Below are 18,059 nucleotides of genomic sequence, written 5' to 3' on the forward strand. Positions count from 1 at the left end.
CTTGGTGCCGGTGGCCGCCGACGCCGGCGGAGCCGCTGCGGTCAGCAGGGCGGCCGGGGCCCCTCGCGGTCGGTGTGGTCGGGGTCGGCCGCGAGGATCGCGGCCTCGGGGCGGGGCAGGGGGCTGCCGTCGGGGTAGAGGAGGGGGCCGCGGTCCAGGGTGATGCCGGTGTCGGCGCCGCGGCGGGTGGTGTTGGCGGCGGTGACGCGGTTCAGGGGGGCCGGGGTGAGGGTCTGCGCCTCGCGGACGTAGGCCACGAAGCTCTCGAAGTCGCGCTGGTGGCGGTACGGGGCCTGGCAGTCGCTCAGTGCCCCGTAGCCGTCGTTCGCCAGGAAGGTGTACGAGGGGGCGGCGAGGCGGTAGGTGCCGGTGAGGTCGAGCGCGACGCCGTCGACGAACACCTCGGCCGGGTCCACCCGGTCGCCGACCCGGCCCAGGGTGTCGAAGGTGTAGCGGACGTTCCCGGAGACGGCCAGCGGCGCGAAGAGCAGTTCACCGCTGGCCGCGGTCGTCCACTGCTGCTCCAGCGCGTCGTGGATCTGCTGCCCGGTGACCGTGGCGCTGACGATCGGGTCGCCGAAGCCGACGGCCCTCCAGGCGCGGCCGAAGGTGACGGCGCCGCCCGAGGCGGCGTCCCGTACGAGATCGCCCGCGATCACGCTCACGCCGACGCGCGGGGCCGCGGCGACCAGGGCCAGCCGGGCCGGGACGTTGGGGTGGACGTTGGCGTCGTTCTCGGGATCGGTGGGCCTGCTGCCGGCCCACAGCGCCCAGTCGGCGGCGAGGTCGCCCATCGTGCTCTCGCCGGCGGCGTTGCGCGTACGGACGAACGAGCCGGTCTGCTTGCCGATCTTGGAGGTGTCGCGGGCCGCGGCCTGGCCGGCCCAGTAGTCCACGACCTCCTTGAGGGCGGGGTCGGGGGTGACGTCGCGGGTGTTGGGGTGGTTCGTGGAGACCGTCAGCTCGCGCACCACCTTGCCGGTGGCCGGGTCGAGGCGGAGGTTGATCTCGTTGATGAGCTGGCCGTAGCAGCCGGCCTCGACGAAGGGGCGCGGGACGCCGTTCGGGTCCGGGAGCATCATGTTGAACCGGGTGTGCCAGTGGCCGGTGACAATGGCGTCGATGTCGGGGGAGACGCGCAGCGCCAGGTCGAGGGCGGGCCCGGAGGGGTCGGTTCCGCTGTTGAAGTCGGCGCCGGCGACGGCCCCGTCGTGCATGCTGAGGACGATCGCGTTGACCCCCTGGGCCTTGAGCTCGGCCGCGCACCGGTCGGCGGTGGCGACCTCGGCGAGGGTCGCGAGGCCGGGCTGGTAGGAGCAGGGGAAGAGCTCGGTGCCGAGGGCGGTGAGGTGGATGAACCCGATCCGCAGCTCCTGGCCCGCGGCCGTCCGTACCGTCTCGATGTTGTAGGCGGGCAGGACGGTGCTGGTGCGGTCGGCGGAGCGCACCACGTTGGCGCTGTGGAAGCGGAACGCGGCGCCGTGGAAGCGGGTGCCGGAGGAGTCCGTGAACGTGGCGTCGCGCCCCTCGACGGGGAAGGCGACCCCCTGCTCCATGTGCCGCTGGAGGAAGGCCGGGGACTTGTCGAACTCGTGGTTCCCGGCGGTCGCGAAGTCGAGGCCCATCCGGTTCAGTGCCTCGATGGTGGGCTCGTCGGCGAAGGCGGCGGCGTCGAACTCCCAGCCGGAGAAGGCGTCTCCGGGGGTGAAGAAGAACGAGTTGGCGCGGCCGGCCCGGAGGCGGGCGAGGTGGGCGGCCATGTGGGCCACGCCCCCGACGGTGTACTTCTGTGAACCGTTCCCGCTGATGGTGGCGTTGGTGCCGGGGGCGGCCTGGAGGTAGCCGTGCAGGTCGGTGATGTTGAGGAGCTGGACGTCGACGTACTCGACGGCGGAGGCGGCGTCGCGCGCGTGCTCGGTGGCGTGGGCGGGGACCCCGGTGGCGAAGGTGGCCGCGGCGGTCCCCAGGGCGGTGAGGAAACCCCGCCGCCCGAGGTGAGGTGAACTCCGGTCCGGACAGTGGGTCGTGGAGTACGAGTGCCTCGTCACGGGGGCATGTTCCCGCGCCCGGGCCCCCCTGTCGACACGCCCCGCCGCCGCTTACCCGCCCTCGGTCTCCCGTGGCGTCCCGGGCTTCCCCGGCTGCGGCCGGCCGGCGGCCAGCAGCTCCCCGACGTCGAGCGTGACCTTGGCGCCGAGGCTGTCGGGCAGGCTGGCCAGCTCGCCGGCCGCGTACACGCGGTGGCTCCCGCACTCGCCCCCTGCCGGCTCGGTGAGCACGTGCACCCGCTGGTGCTTCCGGTTGACGATCACGTAGATCGGGATCATGGCCTGCGCGTACGCGCCGACCTTGAAGCGCAGGTCGGTGTTGAAATTGCTGGACGTCACCTCGAGGACGAGGCGGAACACGACCGGGTCGTAGCAGTTGTTCCTGACGAGGTGCCCGTCGCTGTCGGCATCGACGACGACGAGGTCGGGGATGGCGTAGTCCTCCGGCCCCTCCGGCAGCCACAGCCCGATCCCCTGATGCACCTCTGTCTCTCCGTCGTCCAGGCCCGCGGCGACGAGCGGTCGGGTGATCTTGTTCAGCACCCTGGAGTGGGGGATGTCCGCAGGCGGCGTCGCAGTGAGCTGGCCTCCGATGATCTCGACGCGGTAGCCAGGGTTCTGCTCGATGAGTCTGTTGGCCTCTTCGAGCAAGGTCAGCGGAGTTCCGTGTGGCGGGCGCCGGGGACGCGGTCGGGGAGGCCGGCGGCGAGGATGCGGAAGTCCTCGACGTCGTGGGCGCCGCCGATCACGAGGGTCGGGGCCGTGACCGCCCCGAGGTCGCTCTCGCGCTCCGGGAGTTCGTGGCCGGCGGCCGGGAGCCGGGCCGCCTCGAAGATCCGGCGCTGCATCGTGCGGACCGGCGCGGCCACCCGCTCCTGATGCCGCGACGCGATCCCGAGCGCGACGCGGCCACCGTAGGAGGACCCGACGAAGGCGGCCCGTCCGATGCCCAGGGAGTCCAGCAGGTCCAGTACGTCGTCCTCGTCGCGGTAGGGCGCGACGGCCGCCGGGCCGGCCAACGTCGTGCGCGAGGAGGGGGTTCACGGGGGCATGGTCAGATGCTGAGCGAGCGGGCGTAGTTGATCTGGTTCATGACCCAGGGGTACGTGCTCGCGTCGACCGCCGGGATCATCGTGGAGTGGTGCCGGCCGCCGCTGGTGACGGTGACCTGGACGTAGCCGGTGGTGGTCTTCTCCTTCATGAGGAGGAAGAGCAGACCGAGCAGGCAGAACAGGAAGAAGATCACCGCGAGCACGATGGCGTGGGCCGGGATCTTCGTCTCGGTGCGCGAGAGGTCCGAGGCGTTCCACATGGCGCCCTTGAGCGGCATCGGGCCCGAGGGGGTCATGATCTGGTCCCCGGCGATGGTGATGTCGCCGAGGGCGAACCCGGACCCGCCGCCGTACGCCTGGGGCTGCGCGGGCGGCATCACCGGGGGCAGCCCGGGGGCCGGAATGCCGGCGCCGCCGACGGTCGGCTGGTAACCGGGCGCGGGCGGAGTGGCCGGGTACCCGTAACCGGGAGCCCCCGGAGTCGCCGGATATCCCTGCGGATATCCATAACCCGGGCCCCCTGGGGCCCCGTTGTCACCTGAGTACGGATTCGGCTGCTGCTCGCTCATGCGCTCGATCTTTCCACAGCCACCCCCACCCGAGTACCCCGGTCGGAGCAGCCGCCTATTCGCTCTCGGGTTTGCGCCGCGCCGCCGCGAGGACGGCCTCGACGTCCAGGGTCACCTTGGCGCCGACCGACTCGGGCAGGGTGACGAGCTCCCCGGCGGCGTGGACGCGGTGGGTGGCGTACTCGTCCTGGACCGGATCGGTGAGGACGTGCAGGCGGTTGTGCCGGCGATCCACGATCACGTAAACGGGGACCTTGGCGTTGGCGTAGGCGGTGGCCTTGGTCCGCAAATCGGTCTGGTGGTTGCTGGAGGTGACCTCCAGGACCAGGCGGAAGGCGACGGGGTCGTAGCAGTTGTTCTGGACGAGGTGGTCCCGGAAGTCGGCGTCCACCAGGGAGAGATCGGGGATCGCATAGTCCTCACGACCGTCGGGGAGCCAAATGCCGACGGCCTGCACCACCCTCGACTCCGGGCCGTGCAGTCCCACCGTGAGGAACGGAACCATGAGGTCGGTCAGGGCCTCGGCGTGGTTGCCGTCTGCCGGTGGGGACACGAGGATCTGCCCTCCGATGATCTCGACTCGGTACCCCGGGCGCCGATCCACGATCTCGTTGGCCAGATCGATCAGTGGCCATTCACTGTGGGGACGCTCAGCGGGTGCTGCGGACATCACGTGCCTCCCGTGGGCTGCTGTCGAGAGCATCATCGTAGGACGGGTACGGGCCCCGCGGCCGGAAGCCGCGTGCTCACCCGAACGGGCGAGGGCCCCGCCCTCCGGTGGAAAACCGGGGAGCGGGGCCCTCGTACGAGCGCGGCCGCGTCGGGAATCAGAAGCGGCGCGTGATCAGGGCGCGCTTGACTTCCTGGATCGCCTTCGTGACCTCGATGCCGCGGGGGCACGCGTCGGTGCAGTTGAAGGTCGTGCGGCAGCGCCACACGCCGTCCTTGTCGTTCAGGATCTCCAGGCGCTGCTCGCCGGCCTCGTCACGCGAGTCGAAGATGAAGCGGTGCGCGTTGACGATCGCCGCCGGGCCGAAGTACTGCCCGTCGTTCCAGAACACCGGGCACGACGAGGTGCACGCCGCGCACAGGATGCACTTCGTGGTGTCGTCGAACCGCTCGCGGTCCTCCGCCGACTGCAGGCGCTCGCGCGTCGGCTCGTTCCCCTTGGTGACGAGGAACGGCATGACGTCGCGGTACGCCTGGAAGAAGGGCTCCATGTCGACGACAAGGTCCTTCATCACCGTGAGGCCCTTGATGGCCTCGACCGTGATCGGCTTCTCCGGGTTGATGTCCTTGATCAGCGTCTTGCAGGCGAGCCTGTTCTTGCCGTTGATCCGCATCGCGTCGGAGCCGCAGATGCCGTGCGCGCACGACCGGCGGAAGGTCAGCGTGCCGTCGAGGTCCCACTTGATCTTGTGGAGACCGTCGAGCACGCGCTCCTTCGGGTCGATCTCGATCTGGAAGTCCTGCCACTGCGCCTCGTCCGAGATCTCGGGGTTGAAGCGGCGGATCCGGAAGGTGACCGTGATGTACGGGGAGGCCGCGGCCGCCTCTTCCATCTTTTCCAGGGTGGGGGTAGCCATCAGTACTTACGCTCCATCGGCTGGTAGCGGGTCGTCACGACCGGCTTGTAGTCGAGCCGGACCGAGTCCGAGCCATCGGCTCCGACCTCGCGGTACGCCATGGTGTGGCGCATGAAGTTGACGTCGTCGCGGTTCGGGTAGTCCTCGCGGTAGTGACCGCCGCGGGACTCCTTGCGCGCGAGCGCGGACACGGCCATGACCTCGGCCAGGTCGAGCAGGTTGCCCAGCTCGATGGCTTCCAGCAGGTCCGTGTTGAAGCGCTTGCCCTTGTCCTGGACGGACACGTTCTTGTAGCGCTCGCGCAGCTCCGCGATCTTCTCGACCGCGGTCTTGATGGTCTGCTCCGTACGGAACACCATCACGCAGGCGTCCATCGTCTCCTGGAGCTCCAGGCGCAGGTCGGCGACCCGCTCCTTGCCCGTGGAGTTGCGCAGGTGCTCGACGAGGTCGATGACCTGCTGCGCCGGGTTCTCGGGGAGCTCGACGTAGTCGTTCTCCTGCGAGTACTTCGCCGCGGCGATGCCCGAGCGCTTGCCGAACACGTTGATGTCCAGCAGCGAGTTGGTGCCGAGGCGGTTGGCGCCGTGCACGGAGACGCAGGCGACCTCGCCGGCCGCGTACAGGCCCGGGACGACGGTGGTGTTGTCCGCCAGGACCTCACCCTCGACGTTCGTCGGGATGCCGCCCATGGCGTAGTGCGCGGTGGGCTGGATCGGGATCGGGTCCGTGTACGGCTCGATGCCCAGGTAGGTGCGCGCGAACTCGGTGATGTCCGGGAGCTTCGCGTCGAGCTGCTCCGGCGGAAGGTGCGTCAGGTCCAGGTACACGTGGTCGCCGGCCGGACCGCAGCCGCGGCCCTCGCGGATCTCGGTGTAGATGGAGCGCGAGACGACGTCACGGGACGCGAGGTCCTTCATGACCGGCGCGTACTTCTCCATGAAGCGCTCGCCGTCCTTGTTGCGGAGGATGCCGCCCTCACCGCGGGCGCCCTCCGTCAGCAGGATGCCCATGCGCCAGATGCCCGTCGGGTGGAACTGGAAGAACTCCATGTCCTCGAGCGGCAGGCCGCGGCGGTAGCAGGCCGCCTGGCCGTCACCCGTGAGGGTGTGCGCGTTGGAGGTCACCTTGAAGAACTTGCCGGTGCCGCCGGAGGCGTAGATGACGGCCTTCGCCTGGAACACGTGGATCTCGCCGGTGGCGAGCTCGTACGCGACCACACCGGCCGACTTCTTGACGCCGTCCTCCTCGACGAGGAGCTGGTCCAGGACGTAGAACTCGTTGAAGAACTCCACGCCCTCCTTGACGCAGTTCTGGTACAGCGTCTGGAGGATCATGTGGCCGGTGCGGTCCGCGGCGTAGCAGGACCGGCGGACCGGCGCCTCGCCGTGGTTGCGCGAGTGGCCGCCGAAGCGGCGCTGGTCGATGGTGCCGTCCGGGGTGCGGTTGAACGGCAGGCCCATCTTCTCCAGGTCGAGGACGGCGTCGATGGCCTCCTTCGCCAGGATCTCGGCGGCGTCCTGGTCGACCAGGTAGTCACCGCCCTTGACCGTGTCGAAGGTGTGCCACTCCCAGTTGTCCTCCTCCACGTTCGCCAGCGCGGCGGCCATGCCGCCCTGCGCGGCGCCCGTGTGGGAGCGGGTGGGGTACAGCTTCGTCAGCACGGCGGTGCGGCTGCGCTTCGTCGACTCGATGGCGGCACGCATGCCCGCGCCACCTGCGCCGACGATGACGGTGTCGTACTTGTGGATCTTCATCTTGTTTCGCCTCAGCCCCGTTGCCTAGCGGATGTTCGGGTCGAAGGTGAAGATCACCAGCGTGCCCAGAAGGATGGTGAACACCGTGGCGGTGTAGAGCAGGCCCTTCAGCCACAGCCGCGTGTTGGCGCGCTCCGCGTAGTCGTTGATGACCGTGCGCAGGCCGTTGGCCCCGTGCAGCATGGCGAGCCACAGCATCAGCAGGTCCCAGACCTGCCAGAACGGGGACGCCCAGCGGCCGGCCACGAAGGCGAAGCCGATCTTGGAGACGCCGCCGTCCAGCACCAGCTGGATCAGCAGGTGGCCGATGACGAGGACGACGAGCACGATGCCCGAGAGGCGCATGAACAGCCAGGCGGCCATCTCGAAGTTGCCGCGGGTCGAGCGGGGCGTCTTGCCCGTGCGCTTGCGCGGGGCCTCGATGTACGGCGCCGGGTTGTCGACGTCGTAGAGGCTTACGCCCTCCACGTCGCCGATGGCCTGGGCGGAAGAAGTGTCAGAAGACATGGGTGTCACTTCCCGAACAGTTCGGCAGCTGCGTGGCCCAGGACGGGGTACAGGGCCCCGATCATCAGGATGATCCAGACGATCACGACGCCCCAGAGCATCTGCTTCTGGAGGCGGGGGCCCTTGGACCAGAAGTCCACGGCGATCACACGGAGACCGTTCAGCGCGTGGAAGAGGATGGCGGCCACGAGGCCGTACTCCAGCAGCGCGACGATCGGAGTCTTGTAGGTAGCCACGACATCGTCGTACGCCTCGGGGGAGACGCGGACGAGAGCGGTGTCGAGGACGTGTACGAACAGGAAGAAGAAGATGAGGACGCCGGTGACTCGATGAGCCACCCAGGACCACATTCCTTCCCGGCCGCGGTACAACGTTCCAGCCGGCACGGAAAACCCTCCGGAAGCGGGGCGGGGGCCAGCCGGCTTCTTTGTCGGTCGGGCCCGGCCGGGTACGGTCCTCCGGCCCCGGACATCGTAGCGACGCTTTGTCGGTTCCCTTGCGCCGGGTCCATCGGTGTGATCAAACAGGCACGGACGGACTATCCCACAGGGGCGAATAGCCCTGAATCCTCGGTGTTTACCCCGTCCTGGGAGGTCAGCCAATATGTCAGGTCGGCGAGCCGCACCTGGGCGAGGCGGCGCAGCTCGTCCGCCGAGATCGACCGCTCCTCGTCCGCCTCCAGCTCCATCCGCCGCCGGATCGCCGCGAGCAGCTGGTCCGCCTGCTCCTCCGGGGGGTGCCCGTCCAGGCAGATCACGAAGACGTGGCCGAAGTTGCGCTCGTACTCGGCGTGCGCGGCGTCGAGCGCCAGGAGTGCGGCGTAGGAGGCCCCGTGGTCCAGCTCCACCGGGAACTCCGAGGCCAGCGCCTCGCTCAGGTCCGCCTGGGAGAGGTCGTACGAGGCCTCGTCGGCGGCGGCCAGCAGTGCGCCCGGATCCGGGTACGGTCGGTGCGCGGCCACCCGCTGCGCCCAGCGCCGGCTTCCGCAGCAGTGCAGCAGCACGGCCTCGGCGGCCTCGGGGGAGAGGGCGTTGAACCGCGCCAGTCCGGAGCCGTGGGAGGGATCGGAGCTGCCGCGGGCCTGTGCCGGAAGGTGGCTGGACAGCGGGGGGCTCCTCGGGGCGTGGCGCGGGTGTACCGCCACGCTAGCGACGCCGGGCCGGGTGTGTCGTACCGATCCGAGGTTTTCACCCGGAAGTGAGCCGAAAGGATGACGGGCGTGGCGCGGGAACGGCCGGGTGGGGGAGAGAGGAAGACGACCGAGGCCGCCACCCCCCACAGGAGAGGCCCCGGTCGCCGTCCGTACGGGCTCGTGCGACAAGCCCGTACCCCTGACAGCGCCGCGAGTGCGTTTTGTGTCACACCCCGCTTCGCGCACGATTGGTTGCTCCCCGTACAACTCGTGGACGAAGGTACTTGAAAGCCGTAACGTGCTGATTTGCGCCACAGGTACAGGACAGTGAAACGGTTGGGGACTTTGCTGGGGGACGACGCGGAGCTGACCGCCGCGGTGCTCGCGGCACAGGGCGGCGACGAGAGCGCGTTCCGTGCTGTGTACCGCGCCGTGCACCCGCGCCTGCTCGGTTACGTACGCACGCTCGTCGGAGACGGCGACGCGGAGGACGTGACCTCGGAGGCGTGGCTGCAGATCGCCCGCGACCTCGACTCCTTCACCGGCGACGCCGACCGCTTCCGCGGCTGGGCCGCCCGCATCGGGCGCAACCGTGCGCTCGACCACATCCGCATGCGCGGACGCCGTCCCGCCATCGGCGGGGACGAGACCGAGCTGACGGGCCGCGCCGCCGACAGCGACACCGCCGACCAGGCGATGGAGGCCCTGTCGACGGGCCAGGCCATGGCATTGATCGCCCGGCTTCCGCAGGACCAGGCCGAGGCCGTGGTGCTCCGGGTCGTGGTCGGCCTCGACGCGAAGAGCGCGGCCGAGACCCTGGGCAAGCGGCCCGGGGCCGTACGCACCGCTGCCCATCGGGGCCTGAAGAAACTGGCCGAGATGCTCGGCGCGGAGGGCGGCTTCGCGCCGGAGTCGGATCCGGGCGCGGACGCGGCGGAGCCGGTCGGCCATAATGCCGGTGGCCAGGCGCGGGACGGCGGGGGCGGGAGGGATCTCGACGCGGTGCCCGCGCAACGCGGCCGGGGCGCTGGTCTCGTACAGCAAACCGGTGTGACGCATTCACGTTGGCGGACGCAGAAGGACATGTGATGGCCGACGAGCGCAACAGGTGGCTGGACCGGGCCGCGGCGGAACGAGTGCTGAGCGGCGGCCAGGCCGTACCTGGCGGCGACCGGAGCGCCCGCGAAGCCGAGGCCCGGCTCAGGGCCGCCCTCGACATGCTGGCCGGACCGCAGCCCTGCGCCGGCGCGGAACTGCCCGGCGAGGCCGCCGCGGTGGCCGCGTTCCGTGCGGCGCGCGCCGGGGCCGGGGCTCCGGCGATGTCCGGCACGCCGGCGCTGTCCGGGATGTCCGCTCCGGTCGGCGGCGACACCTCCCCCCTCGTGGAACTCGGCAGGATCCTTCCGCTCGCCGCCCCCGTGTCCCCGGCCCGGCGCAGCCGCCCGGTGCGGTTCGGTCTCGTCGCCGCGCTGGCGGGCGTCGCCGTCGGCGGCCTGGCGGTCGCCGCGGGGGCCGGCCTGCTGGACCAGAACACCCACGATTCGGCGGGTCCCGTACCGGCGGTGTCCCTCAGCGCCGACGAGAACCCGACGCCGCCCGGCGACAACGGGGGCCCGACCCCGGGCCCGCAGCTGTGGCCCACCCCCTTCCGGGGCGCCGACGGAGTGCAGCCCTCCCCGGGCGGCGGGCAGGCGCCCGGCGGCCTGGACTCGGGCGCGCTGCAGGGGTTCGGGACCGGCACGGTGACGGGCCCCGACGCGGCGTCCGGCGGCGGCGCCGACAAGGACGGCCGGGACGGCGCGGGCACGAGGGACGGCAAGGACGCCCTCGCGGGCGGGACCACCTCGCTGAAGGACGGCGACAAGCAGACCCGCCTCAAGGCGGTGGACCTGTGCGAGGCCTACCGGTCGGGGGAGATGAACTCGGACCGCCGCGACAAGCTCTCGAAGCTGGCGAAGGGCCTCGCGCGCATCCCGCACTTCTGCGAGGAACTGCTCGACGGGCCGGCCAGGAGCACCACCCCGACCGTCCCGCGCGGTTCGGACATCGGGGGCGACGTGCTCAAGGCGCCGACGCTGACCCCGGCCAGCCCGGGGATGTCCGCGCCCGCCCGCCTGCCCTCGCGCTGATCACTCGGGGCCGATCACTCGGGGCCGAGCCCTCGGCGCTGAGGGCCGAGGGCGGTTTCCGGCCATCGTTCGGGTGGTCCGTACGGGCTCACCGGACAGGTTGCGCGCGACGTCATGAACGGGCTGTAACACTTTTCGAACCTGCGGCGCAGTACATATCGAGCCGACTGGTCATCGGCCGCGCATGAGCCGGGGTTCCCCCCGTACCCCTGGGCTCTGCGCACCCGGCGCGGGCGGGGTTCGTTCCCCCGGCCCTGCCCGCGCCCTCTACTTCACAGACCGGATCACCGGGGTCACCGGGATCACCGGCACCGCCCGGCCATCGGGGATCACCAGTAGACGACGACCTTGTCGCCGACCTGCACCTGCTCGAACAGCGACGCGAGCTTCCCCTTGTCCCGGACGTTCACGCAGCCGTGCGAGGCGCCGGCGTAGCCGCGGGCCGCGAAGTCGGCGGAGTAGTGCACCGCCTGGCCCTGGCTGAAGAACATCGAGTACGGCATCGGCGTGTGGTAGATCGTCGACGTCCAGTCCTTGGCCTTCCACTCCACCTTGAACTGGCCCTCACGGGTCGGGGTGTTCTCGGAGCCGAAACGGACGTCCATGGTGGAGATGATCTTTCCGTCGATCATCCAGGCGAGCGTGCGGCTCTCCTTGCTGATGCACATGACGCGGCCCGTCATGCAGCGCGGGTCCGGCGCGTCGACCTCGTTGACGGTCGGCGGGCGCAGCTCTTCGGCGGTGGGCTTCTTGCTGACGCTCTGGATCTTCTTCCAGGTGGCCTCGTCGACCGCGCCCGAGGCCGTCAGGGCGTTCTTCGACTGGAAGGACTTGACCGCGGCGGTCGTCTTCGAGCCGTAGAAGCCGGTCGGCGCGACCGTCATGTACTTGAGTTGCTTCAGGCGGGCCTGCAGCTCGCGCACCTGCTCGCTCTCGTCGCCGTTGGCCATGATGGCCTTGACCGTCGGCGAGGGGGACGCGGACGGCGAGGCCGACTGCGAGGCGGAAGCCGAGGCCGAGGGCGAGGCGTCGGCGGGCTTGTTGTCCGCGGACGGGGAGGTCTCGGGGGTGGAACCCGCCGCGGACGCGGACGGAACCTTCGAAGCGGAGCCGGCCGGCTCCGTCTTCTGGGGCCCGCAGGCGGTCGCGGCGAGCGCGACGGCGGTGGCCACCCCGAGCGTGCGGATTATGACTCTCTGGCGAAGCATTGCAGTCCCCCGATTTCTACGTCGTGTATGTAGGTGATGCCTGGCGGGCGTGGACAGTTGCAGACGATCCAGGGATGTTGCGCCATTGTGACCAGCGGCCGTCAGACGACAGCCGGAGCCGCCGCGGGGAGTTGTATCAGCCCCGAGCCCGTTTGCTCCATGGAGGGTTTGGTCACATGGCGAGTACCGAGAGCGGGATCCCGATCGAACCCGTGTACGGGCCGGGCGATCTGACGGGGTGGGATCCCGGGGTCAAACTGGGCGAACCAGGGGCGTATCCGTACACCCGAGGTGTCTACCCGACCATGTACACCGGCAAGCCGTGGACCATGCGGCAGTACGCCGGCTTCGGAACGGCGGCCGAGTCCAATGCCCGGTACCGGCAGCTCATCGCCGGCGGCGGCACCGGACTGTCGGTCGCCTTCGACCTCCCGACGCAGATGGGGCACGACTCCGACGCGCCCCTCGCCCACGGGGAGGTCGGCAAGGTCGGCGTCGCCATCGACTCCGTCGAGGACATGCGCGTGCTCTTCGACGGGATCCCGCTCGACCGGGTCTCCACGTCCATGACGATCAACGCCCCGGCGGCGCTGCTGCTCCTCATGTACCAGCTGGTCGCCGAGGAGCAGGGGATCGCGGGCGCGCAGCTGACCGGAACCGTGCAGAACGACGTGCTCAAGGAGTACATCGCGCGGGGCACGTACATCTTCCCGCCCGGGCCCTCGCTGCGGCTGACCGCCGACACCTTCCGGTACTGCAAGGCCGAGATCCCCCGCTGGAACACCATCTCCATCTCCGGCTACCACATGGCCGAGGCCGGGGCCTCGCCCGCGCAGGAGATCGCCTTCACGCTGGCGGACGGGATCGCGTACGTGCGGACCGCGCTGGCGGCCGGGATGGAGGTCGACGAGTTCGCCCCGCGCCTGTCCTTCTTCTTCGTCGCCCGCACCACGCTGCTGGAGGAGGTCGCGAAGTTCCGGGCCGCGCGCCGGATCTGGGCCCGCGTCATGCGCGAGGAGTTCGGGGCCCGGAACCCGAAGTCGCTGATGCTGCGCTTCCACACCCAGACGGCCGGGGTCCAGCTGACGGCTCAGCAGCCCGAGCTGAATCTCGTACGGGTGGCCGTGCAGGCGCTGGCGGCGGTACTGGGCGGCACCCAGTCGCTGCACACCAACTCCTTCGACGAGGCGATCGCCCTGCCGACGGAGAAATCGGCCCGCCTCGCGCTGCGCACCCAGCAGGTGCTCGCGTACGAGACGGACGTGCCGCACACCGTCGACCCCTTCGCCGGCTCGTACGCGGTGGAGCGGATGACGGACGAGGTCGAGGAGGCGGCGCTCGCTCTGATGCGGCGGGTCGAGGACCTGGGCGGGGCGGTGGCCGCGATCGAGGCCGGCTTCCAGAAGGGGGAGATCGAGCGGAACGCGTACCGCATCGCGCGGGAGACGGACGGCGGCGAGCGGGTGGTGGTCGGGGTCAACCGCTTCACGCTGGAGCAGGAGGAGCGGTACGAGCCGCTGCGCGTCGACCCGGAGATCGAGAACCGCCAGCGCGAGGCGCTGGCGGCGCTGCGCGCGGAGCGCGACAACGCTGCGGTGGCGGCGGCGCTGGGCGCCCTGCGGGAGGCGGCGGCCGGCACGGCGAACGTGCTCCATCCCATGAAGGAGGCCCTGCGCGCCCGCGCCACGGTGGGTGAGGTCTGCAACGCGCTGCGGGAGGTCTGGGGCACGTACGAACCGGCGGATTCCACATGGTGACGTACTTAATGGAAAGCGTAGGCCACGACAGGTGCGTCCCTATGGGACACTCCTGCCCATGCTGGGTGTCACCGATCTGCCGACCTACCTCGTCGGGCTCATACTGATCATTTTGCTGCCGGGTCCGAACTCGCTGTACGTGCTCTCCGTCGCGGCCCGCCGCGGGGTGCGGACCGGGTACAAGGCCGCCGCCGGGGTCTTCACCGGCGACGCCGTGCTGATGGTGCTCTCCGCCGCGGGCGCCGGGGCGCTGCTCCAGGCCAGCCCGGTGGCCTTCGGCATCGTCAAGCTGCTCGGCGCCGGGTACCTGACCTGGCTCGCCGTCGGGATGATGCGCGGGGCGTGGGCGCTGTGGCGCTCGCGGGCCGAGCGGGACGAACGGGCCGAGGCCCCCGCTGCCGCCGAGGCGGCCGAGGGGGAGCGGCCGTACCGCCGGGCGCTGCTGATCAGCCTGTTCAACCCGAAGGCGATCCTCTTCCTCGTCTCCTTCTTCGTGCAGTTCGTGGATCCCTCGTACGCCTACCCGGCGCTCTCGTTCCTGCTGCTGGGCGCGCTGCTCCAGCTCGGCAGCTTCCTGTACCTGACCCTGCTGATCTTCGGCGGGACCCGGCTGTCCGCCGCCTTCCGCCGCCGCAAGCGGCTCTCGGCCGGGGCCACCTCGGCGGCGGGCGTGCTCTTCCTCGGCTTCGCCGCCAAGCTCGCCGTCAGCTAGCGGTCGGCCCCGGGGCAGTGCCGGGTGCCGACCCGGGACTGCCCCGGCACGGCCTGCGGTCAGCTCAGGGCCCGGCGCAGGCGCGGGCCCAGCGGGCGCTCCACCGCGCGGTGGACCGCCCAGGCCAGCGCCAGCATGGCCGCCACCGTCAGCGCGAACACCGCCCCGGGCGGCAGTCCCGCCCGGCGGTGCAGGGCGGCGATGACCACCCAGCCCAGGTGCTCGTGGACCAGGTAGAAGGGGTACGTCAGTGCCCCGGCCACGGTCAGCCACCGCCACCCGGCCCGGCCGAGCCGGCCCAGCGCCACCAGGGCCACCGCCGCGAACCCGGCCGTGACCACCGCGATGATCACCACCGCACTGCGGTACGAGAAGAACCGCGGATCCGGCGCGTGCCACAGCCCCGCCACCGCGTAGTGCTGCCCGAGCAGCCAGCCGGCCCCGGCCACCGCCCAGGCGAGCCGGTCCCGCGGGTCCCGGTGCACCAGGTACAGGCCGATGCCGCCGATGAAGAACGGCGCGTACTCCGGCATCAGGGCCTGGGCGGGGAACCCCTTCCCGCCCGGGTCGGCCGCGTCCGCGAGGACCGCCGCCAGCATCCAGCCGGCGCAGAACAGCAGGGTCCGGCGGCGGCCCCCGCCCGGCAGCACGACACAGAGCGCGAAGAGCACGTAGAACCGCAGCTCCGCCCAGAGCGTCCAGCACACGCCGAGCACCCGGTCGGCCCCCAGCGGCTGCTGGAGCATCGTCAGGTTGACCAGGAAGTCCGACGGCGGCACGGCCCGGGCGCCCACCGCGACCAGGACCAGCGTGACCCAGTACGCGGGGTAGAGCCGGGCGGCGCGCGAGGCGGCGAAGGCGCGCACCGAGCGCCCCTCGGCGCTCAGGCAGATGACGAAACCGCTGATCACGAAGAAGACCTGCACCCCGAGGCAGCCGTACGCCAGCCAGGGCGCGGCGGCGGGGAACAGCTGCCGCGGCGAGGCGCCCCAGGCGTGGGAGATCTGCCCGCCGCGGCCACCGTAGTGGTACCCGGCGACCATCAGGGCGGCGAGCAGCCGCAGGCCGTCGAGGGCCCGCAGCCGTCCGGCCGCCCCGCACCCCGCCCCCGCCGCCCGCTCCCGGTCCCGGGCCCGGGGGGCGGGGACCGCGGCCGCGCCGGCGGTCCCCGTCACCGCGTGCGGGCCGCGCGCAGCCGCTTCAGCCGGCGCACGACGCGGCGCACGGCCGGGCTGTGCGGCAGGAAGGACAGCTGGGCCGGGATGCCGCCGGGCAGCCCGAGGGTGGTCAGCCGGCGGCGCTTGAAGTAGCGCCAGGTCCGGTCGTCCAGATGCGCGGCCAGGTAGCGCTCGGCCTCGGCGCGGCGCGGGGCCAGGATCTGCGGCTGCATGGTGAACCCGACGGCGGTGAGCAGCCCGGTGAGCCGGTCCCCGTTCTCCTCGGGGCCGGGCGTGCTCCAGCCGGCGACGGCCCCGGCGTCCGCGAGGGCGGGCAGGGTCGCGTCCACGATCGTGAGCGGGATCCGGTTGCTGTTCTGGTACGGGGTGAGGCGGGCCAGTATGGCCTCGGTCCCGGTGCGCGCGACGGGCAGCCCGTACAGGGTGGCGGCGGTCAGCAGCCCGGTCGAGAAGCAGCCGACGACGAGCGCCGGGCGCAGCCGCTGGTAGAGGGTCTCGGCCAGGACCGGGGTGGCCATGACGGTGAGTCGGGCGCCGAGCCGCTCGGCCTCGGCCTCGGCGCGGCGCGAGTACGCGGCGGGGGCGCTGGGGTGCGGTTTGAAGACGAGCTCGCGGTGGCCGAGGGCGCATGCGCCGCGGACCATCTCCACGTGGAGCTCCTCCTCTTCCTGCGGGGAGAGGAGTTCGAGCGCGGACAGGTACTGGCCGAGCAGCAGCGCCGGGGCCTCGCCGACCCCGTCGAGCTCGGGCCCGTACGAGGGGAGTTCGGCGAGCACCTTCAGGAAGTCGGGGGTCGGGACCAGCTCCGGGCGTACGTCGAACTCGGTGAGCAGCAGCGGTTCCAGACCCGGCACCAGGTCCAGGTGCAGGACGCGGCGCACCCGCATGCCGAGCTGCGGGTCGAGGCGGAAGCGGGTGGGTCCGTAGCTCATCAGCCCGTCGGCGTAGACGTCGACGGCGGCGCCGGGGAACAGCGTGCACAGGGTCCGGGCGGGCGGGACCTGGATCGATTCCACGATGATCTCGACGCGGTCCTCGCCCAGTCCCCAGATCGCCCGGAGCTGGCGCTCCCACAGCGGGACGTCCTCGGGGCGCGGGGCCCAGGCGCTCGGGTGCTGCGGGGCGATGGCGGCGTTCCAGTCGAGCACCTCGTCGAAGCGGGTGCTCAGCGCGGCGAAGCCCGGCATGTCGGCGAGGCCGGGGGAGACCTCGGCGGTGAGGGCGTGGTTGCTGGTGAGCAGGATGCGGCGGGTGGCGGGCGGGAAGCTGCCCGCGTCGATGCCGGCGGCGAGCGTGGCCGTCCCGTAGAGGGTGGAGGCCAGGAAGATCTGCGTGCAGGGGAGGCTGTCGTGAGCGGCCATCAGAGCGCGGCTCCCGCCCGTGCGGGCCGGCGGCGCAGGCGGCGGAGCACTCCGGCGCGGTCGGCGTCCATCGCGTTCAGGGCCTGGTCCAGTACGTCCTGGGGCATTCGTCCGAGCGCGGCCGTGCTCATCGAACGGAGTTTCTTGGCCACGACCGGCTCATACCTTTCGATGGTCCCGATATGGTGCGCGATAATTGCACAATATGTTCGGACGGCTTTCGGGAGCAGAAGATCACTTTCCCGGTCTTCGGCCGTATCGGCCAGAACCTGGTCGAAAGCCTTGATGAAATCGAGCTGGCGCTCGTCCTTGATCTGCGTGAGCGAGGTCGCGACACCGCGCCGGTAGAAGATCCCCGGCAGCCCGACCGCCGCGAACGAATCGGCCCCCCGGTGCAGCCGCCAGATCCACGGCCGGTCCTCCGCCGTCCGCAGCCCGTCGGTGAAGTGCAGCAGCCCGCGGTCCAGCAGCCGCCGGTGGTACATGCCGGCCCAGGCGTACGGGTAGTCGACCGAGGTGGCCCGGGAGGAGGGCAGGATCCCGGTGCGCGGATCGCCGACGACCAGCTGCGGACCGGAGGGGACGCGCTGCACGCTGCGGGCGCGGCCGGTCACCTGGACGTGGTCGTTTCGGACGAAGTCGCAGCTCAGGGCCTCTATGACGGCCAGTGTGCGGGCGAGGTGGCCGGGAGCCAGCCAGTCGTCGCCGTCCAGGAACGTGACGTACTCGCCGCGCGCCGCGTCCAGGCCGGTGTTCCGGGCGGTGGCCAGGCCGCCGTTCCGTTCGTGTCTGAGGAGCACCGCCCCCGGCAGCTCGCGCGCCGCCCGCTCCAGGAGTTCGGGCGTGCCGTCCGTCGAGCAGTCGTCGACGAGCAGGAACTCGAAATCGTCCCGGGCGTTCAGTTCGAGGCTTTTCAGGGCATCCGGTGCGTATGTCTGCACGTTGTAGAACGGCACGACAACAGAGAGCTTGAGCACCCGCGAGACATTAAGGCGTTGGTCGGCATTCACCATGGCCCGTATGCGGATTCCATGTGAACGAAGCGGGGCGGGCGCGTTAACCGGTG

At 71.2% G+C, this 18,059-nt stretch carries 18 protein-coding genes; 4 read left to right on the forward strand and 14 right to left on the reverse strand.

Annotated elements, in window-relative coordinates:
* Positions 1–41: 41 nt before the first annotated feature.
* From ACFYZS_RS17250 to ACFYZS_RS17295, 10 genes are all read right to left on the reverse strand, one after another.
* Positions 42–2,048: a bifunctional metallophosphatase/5'-nucleotidase gene (locus tag ACFYZS_RS17250; protein ID WP_389012545.1), complete on the reverse strand. Its 2,007-nt coding sequence runs from the start codon at positions 2,046–2,048 to the stop codon at positions 42–44.
* 51 nt (positions 2,049–2,099) lie between these two features.
* Positions 2,100–2,699 carry a Uma2 family endonuclease gene (locus ACFYZS_RS17255; protein WP_389012548.1) on the reverse strand — a complete coding sequence of 200 codons (600 nt, stop codon included), beginning with the start codon at positions 2,697–2,699 and terminating at the stop codon, positions 2,100–2,102.
* A 2-nt stretch (positions 2,700–2,701) separates the two neighbouring features.
* On the reverse strand, positions 2,702–3,067 hold the full coding sequence (locus tag ACFYZS_RS17260) for an alpha/beta fold hydrolase (RefSeq protein ID WP_389012551.1): 366 nt from the start codon (positions 3,065–3,067) through the stop codon (positions 2,702–2,704).
* A gap of 35 nt (positions 3,068–3,102) precedes the next feature.
* Entirely contained in the window at positions 3,103–3,669 is a 567-nt protein-coding gene (locus ACFYZS_RS17265) for a hypothetical protein (protein WP_389012554.1), read from the reverse strand.
* Between the two features lie 55 nt (positions 3,670–3,724).
* Entirely contained in the window at positions 3,725–4,339 is a 615-nt protein-coding gene (locus ACFYZS_RS17270; RefSeq protein WP_389012557.1) for a Uma2 family endonuclease, read from the reverse strand.
* A gap of 157 nt (positions 4,340–4,496) precedes the next feature.
* Positions 4,497–5,255 carry a succinate dehydrogenase iron-sulfur subunit gene (locus ACFYZS_RS17275; RefSeq protein ID WP_030865238.1) on the reverse strand — a complete coding sequence of 253 codons (759 nt, stop codon included), beginning with the start codon at positions 5,253–5,255 and terminating at the stop codon, positions 4,497–4,499.
* The gene (sdhA, locus tag ACFYZS_RS17280; protein WP_134071845.1) at positions 5,255–7,009 is read right to left on the reverse strand and encodes a succinate dehydrogenase flavoprotein subunit; all 1,755 of its coding nucleotides are present in this window, start codon (positions 7,007–7,009) and stop codon (positions 5,255–5,257) included. Before sdhA ends, ACFYZS_RS17275 begins: the two co-directional genes overlap by 1 nt.
* 24 nt (positions 7,010–7,033) lie before the next feature.
* Positions 7,034–7,516: a succinate dehydrogenase hydrophobic membrane anchor subunit gene (locus tag ACFYZS_RS17285; protein ID WP_179177605.1), complete on the reverse strand. Its 483-nt coding sequence runs from the start codon at positions 7,514–7,516 to the stop codon at positions 7,034–7,036.
* Positions 7,517–7,521: 5 nt separating this feature from the next.
* A complete protein-coding gene (gene sdhC, locus ACFYZS_RS17290; protein WP_078864375.1) occupies positions 7,522–7,902 on the reverse strand; it encodes a succinate dehydrogenase, cytochrome b556 subunit in 381 nt (126 codons plus the stop codon).
* A gap of 152 nt (positions 7,903–8,054) precedes the next feature.
* Entirely contained in the window at positions 8,055–8,660 is a 606-nt protein-coding gene (locus tag ACFYZS_RS17295; RefSeq protein ID WP_389012563.1) for a 2-oxo-4-hydroxy-4-carboxy-5-ureidoimidazoline decarboxylase, read from the reverse strand.
* A gap of 333 nt (positions 8,661–8,993) precedes the next feature.
* Here ACFYZS_RS17295 and ACFYZS_RS17300 point away from each other — a divergent pair, with 333 nt between their 5' ends.
* Positions 8,994–9,737 carry an RNA polymerase sigma factor gene (locus ACFYZS_RS17300; protein WP_389012692.1) on the forward strand — a complete coding sequence of 248 codons (744 nt, stop codon included), beginning with the start codon at positions 8,994–8,996 and terminating at the stop codon, positions 9,735–9,737.
* Positions 9,737–10,777 carry a hypothetical protein gene (locus tag ACFYZS_RS17305; protein WP_389012565.1) on the forward strand — a complete coding sequence of 347 codons (1,041 nt, stop codon included), beginning with the start codon at positions 9,737–9,739 and terminating at the stop codon, positions 10,775–10,777. The genes ACFYZS_RS17300 and ACFYZS_RS17305 overlap by 1 nt, the downstream gene beginning before the upstream one ends.
* 329 nt (positions 10,778–11,106) lie before the next feature.
* On the opposite strand, the gene ACFYZS_RS17310 is transcribed toward ACFYZS_RS17305, so the two are convergent.
* Positions 11,107–11,985, reverse strand: coding sequence for a peptidoglycan-binding protein (locus tag ACFYZS_RS17310; protein WP_389012568.1), 879 nt, complete (start codon positions 11,983–11,985; stop codon positions 11,107–11,109).
* A 176-nt stretch (positions 11,986–12,161) separates the two neighbouring features.
* Here ACFYZS_RS17310 and ACFYZS_RS17315 point away from each other — a divergent pair, with 176 nt between their 5' ends.
* Positions 12,162–13,742, forward strand: coding sequence for a methylmalonyl-CoA mutase (locus ACFYZS_RS17315; protein ID WP_389012571.1), 1,581 nt, complete (start codon positions 12,162–12,164; stop codon positions 13,740–13,742).
* Between the two features lie 58 nt (positions 13,743–13,800).
* Positions 13,801–14,454: a leucine efflux protein LeuE gene (gene leuE, locus ACFYZS_RS17320; RefSeq protein WP_389012574.1), complete on the forward strand. Its 654-nt coding sequence runs from the start codon at positions 13,801–13,803 to the stop codon at positions 14,452–14,454.
* A 59-nt stretch (positions 14,455–14,513) separates the two neighbouring features.
* Here the strand turns inward: leuE and ACFYZS_RS17325 are convergent, their stop codons facing one another.
* From ACFYZS_RS17325 to ACFYZS_RS17335, 3 genes are read right to left on the reverse strand one after another with little or no spacing between them, the layout of a single operon-like run.
* Positions 14,514–15,629, reverse strand: a complete 1,116-nt coding sequence (locus ACFYZS_RS17325) for an acyltransferase family protein (RefSeq protein ID WP_389012577.1) — start codon at positions 15,627–15,629, stop codon at positions 14,514–14,516.
* On the reverse strand, positions 15,626–16,993 hold the full coding sequence (locus ACFYZS_RS17330) for a polysialyltransferase family glycosyltransferase (RefSeq protein WP_389012580.1): 1,368 nt from the start codon (positions 16,991–16,993) through the stop codon (positions 15,626–15,628). Before ACFYZS_RS17330 ends, ACFYZS_RS17325 begins: the two co-directional genes overlap by 4 nt.
* Positions 16,993–17,970, reverse strand: a complete 978-nt coding sequence (locus ACFYZS_RS17335; RefSeq protein WP_389012695.1) for a glycosyltransferase family 2 protein — start codon at positions 17,968–17,970, stop codon at positions 16,993–16,995. The genes ACFYZS_RS17330 and ACFYZS_RS17335 overlap by 1 nt, the downstream gene beginning before the upstream one ends.
* Positions 17,971–18,059 lie beyond the last annotated feature (89 nt).

It is taken from the genome of Streptomyces sp. NPDC001903 (assembly GCF_042891345.1).
GTDB lineage: Bacteria > Actinomycetota > Actinomycetes > Streptomycetales > Streptomycetaceae > Streptomyces.

What these genes read in the sequence shown, in the direction of transcription:
- ACFYZS_RS17265 (WP_389012554.1), bottom strand. Translation starts at nt 3,669, where the DNA reads ATGAGCGAGCAGCAGCCGAATCCGTACTCAGGTGACAACGGGGCCCCA.
- ACFYZS_RS17270 (WP_389012557.1), bottom strand. Translation starts at nt 4,339, where the DNA reads ATGTCCGCAGCACCCGCTGAGCGTCCCCACAGTGAATGGCCACTGATC.
- ACFYZS_RS17275 (WP_030865238.1), bottom strand. Translation starts at nt 5,255, where the DNA reads ATGGCTACCCCCACCCTGGAAAAGATGGAAGAGGCGGCCGCGGCCTCC.
- sdhA (WP_134071845.1), bottom strand. Translation starts at nt 7,009, where the DNA reads ATGAAGATCCACAAGTACGACACCGTCATCGTCGGCGCAGGTGGCGCG.
- ACFYZS_RS17285 (WP_179177605.1), bottom strand. Translation starts at nt 7,516, where the DNA reads ATGTCTTCTGACACTTCTTCCGCCCAGGCCATCGGCGACGTGGAGGGC.
- ACFYZS_RS17305 (WP_389012565.1), top strand. Translation starts at nt 9,737, where the DNA reads ATGGCCGACGAGCGCAACAGGTGGCTGGACCGGGCCGCGGCGGAACGA.
- ACFYZS_RS17310 (WP_389012568.1), bottom strand. Translation starts at nt 11,985, where the DNA reads ATGCTTCGCCAGAGAGTCATAATCCGCACGCTCGGGGTGGCCACCGCC.
- ACFYZS_RS17315 (WP_389012571.1), top strand. Translation starts at nt 12,162, where the DNA reads ATGGCGAGTACCGAGAGCGGGATCCCGATCGAACCCGTGTACGGGCCG.
- leuE (WP_389012574.1), top strand. Translation starts at nt 13,801, where the DNA reads ATGCTGGGTGTCACCGATCTGCCGACCTACCTCGTCGGGCTCATACTG.
- ACFYZS_RS17330 (WP_389012580.1), bottom strand. Translation starts at nt 16,993, where the DNA reads ATGGCCGCTCACGACAGCCTCCCCTGCACGCAGATCTTCCTGGCCTCC.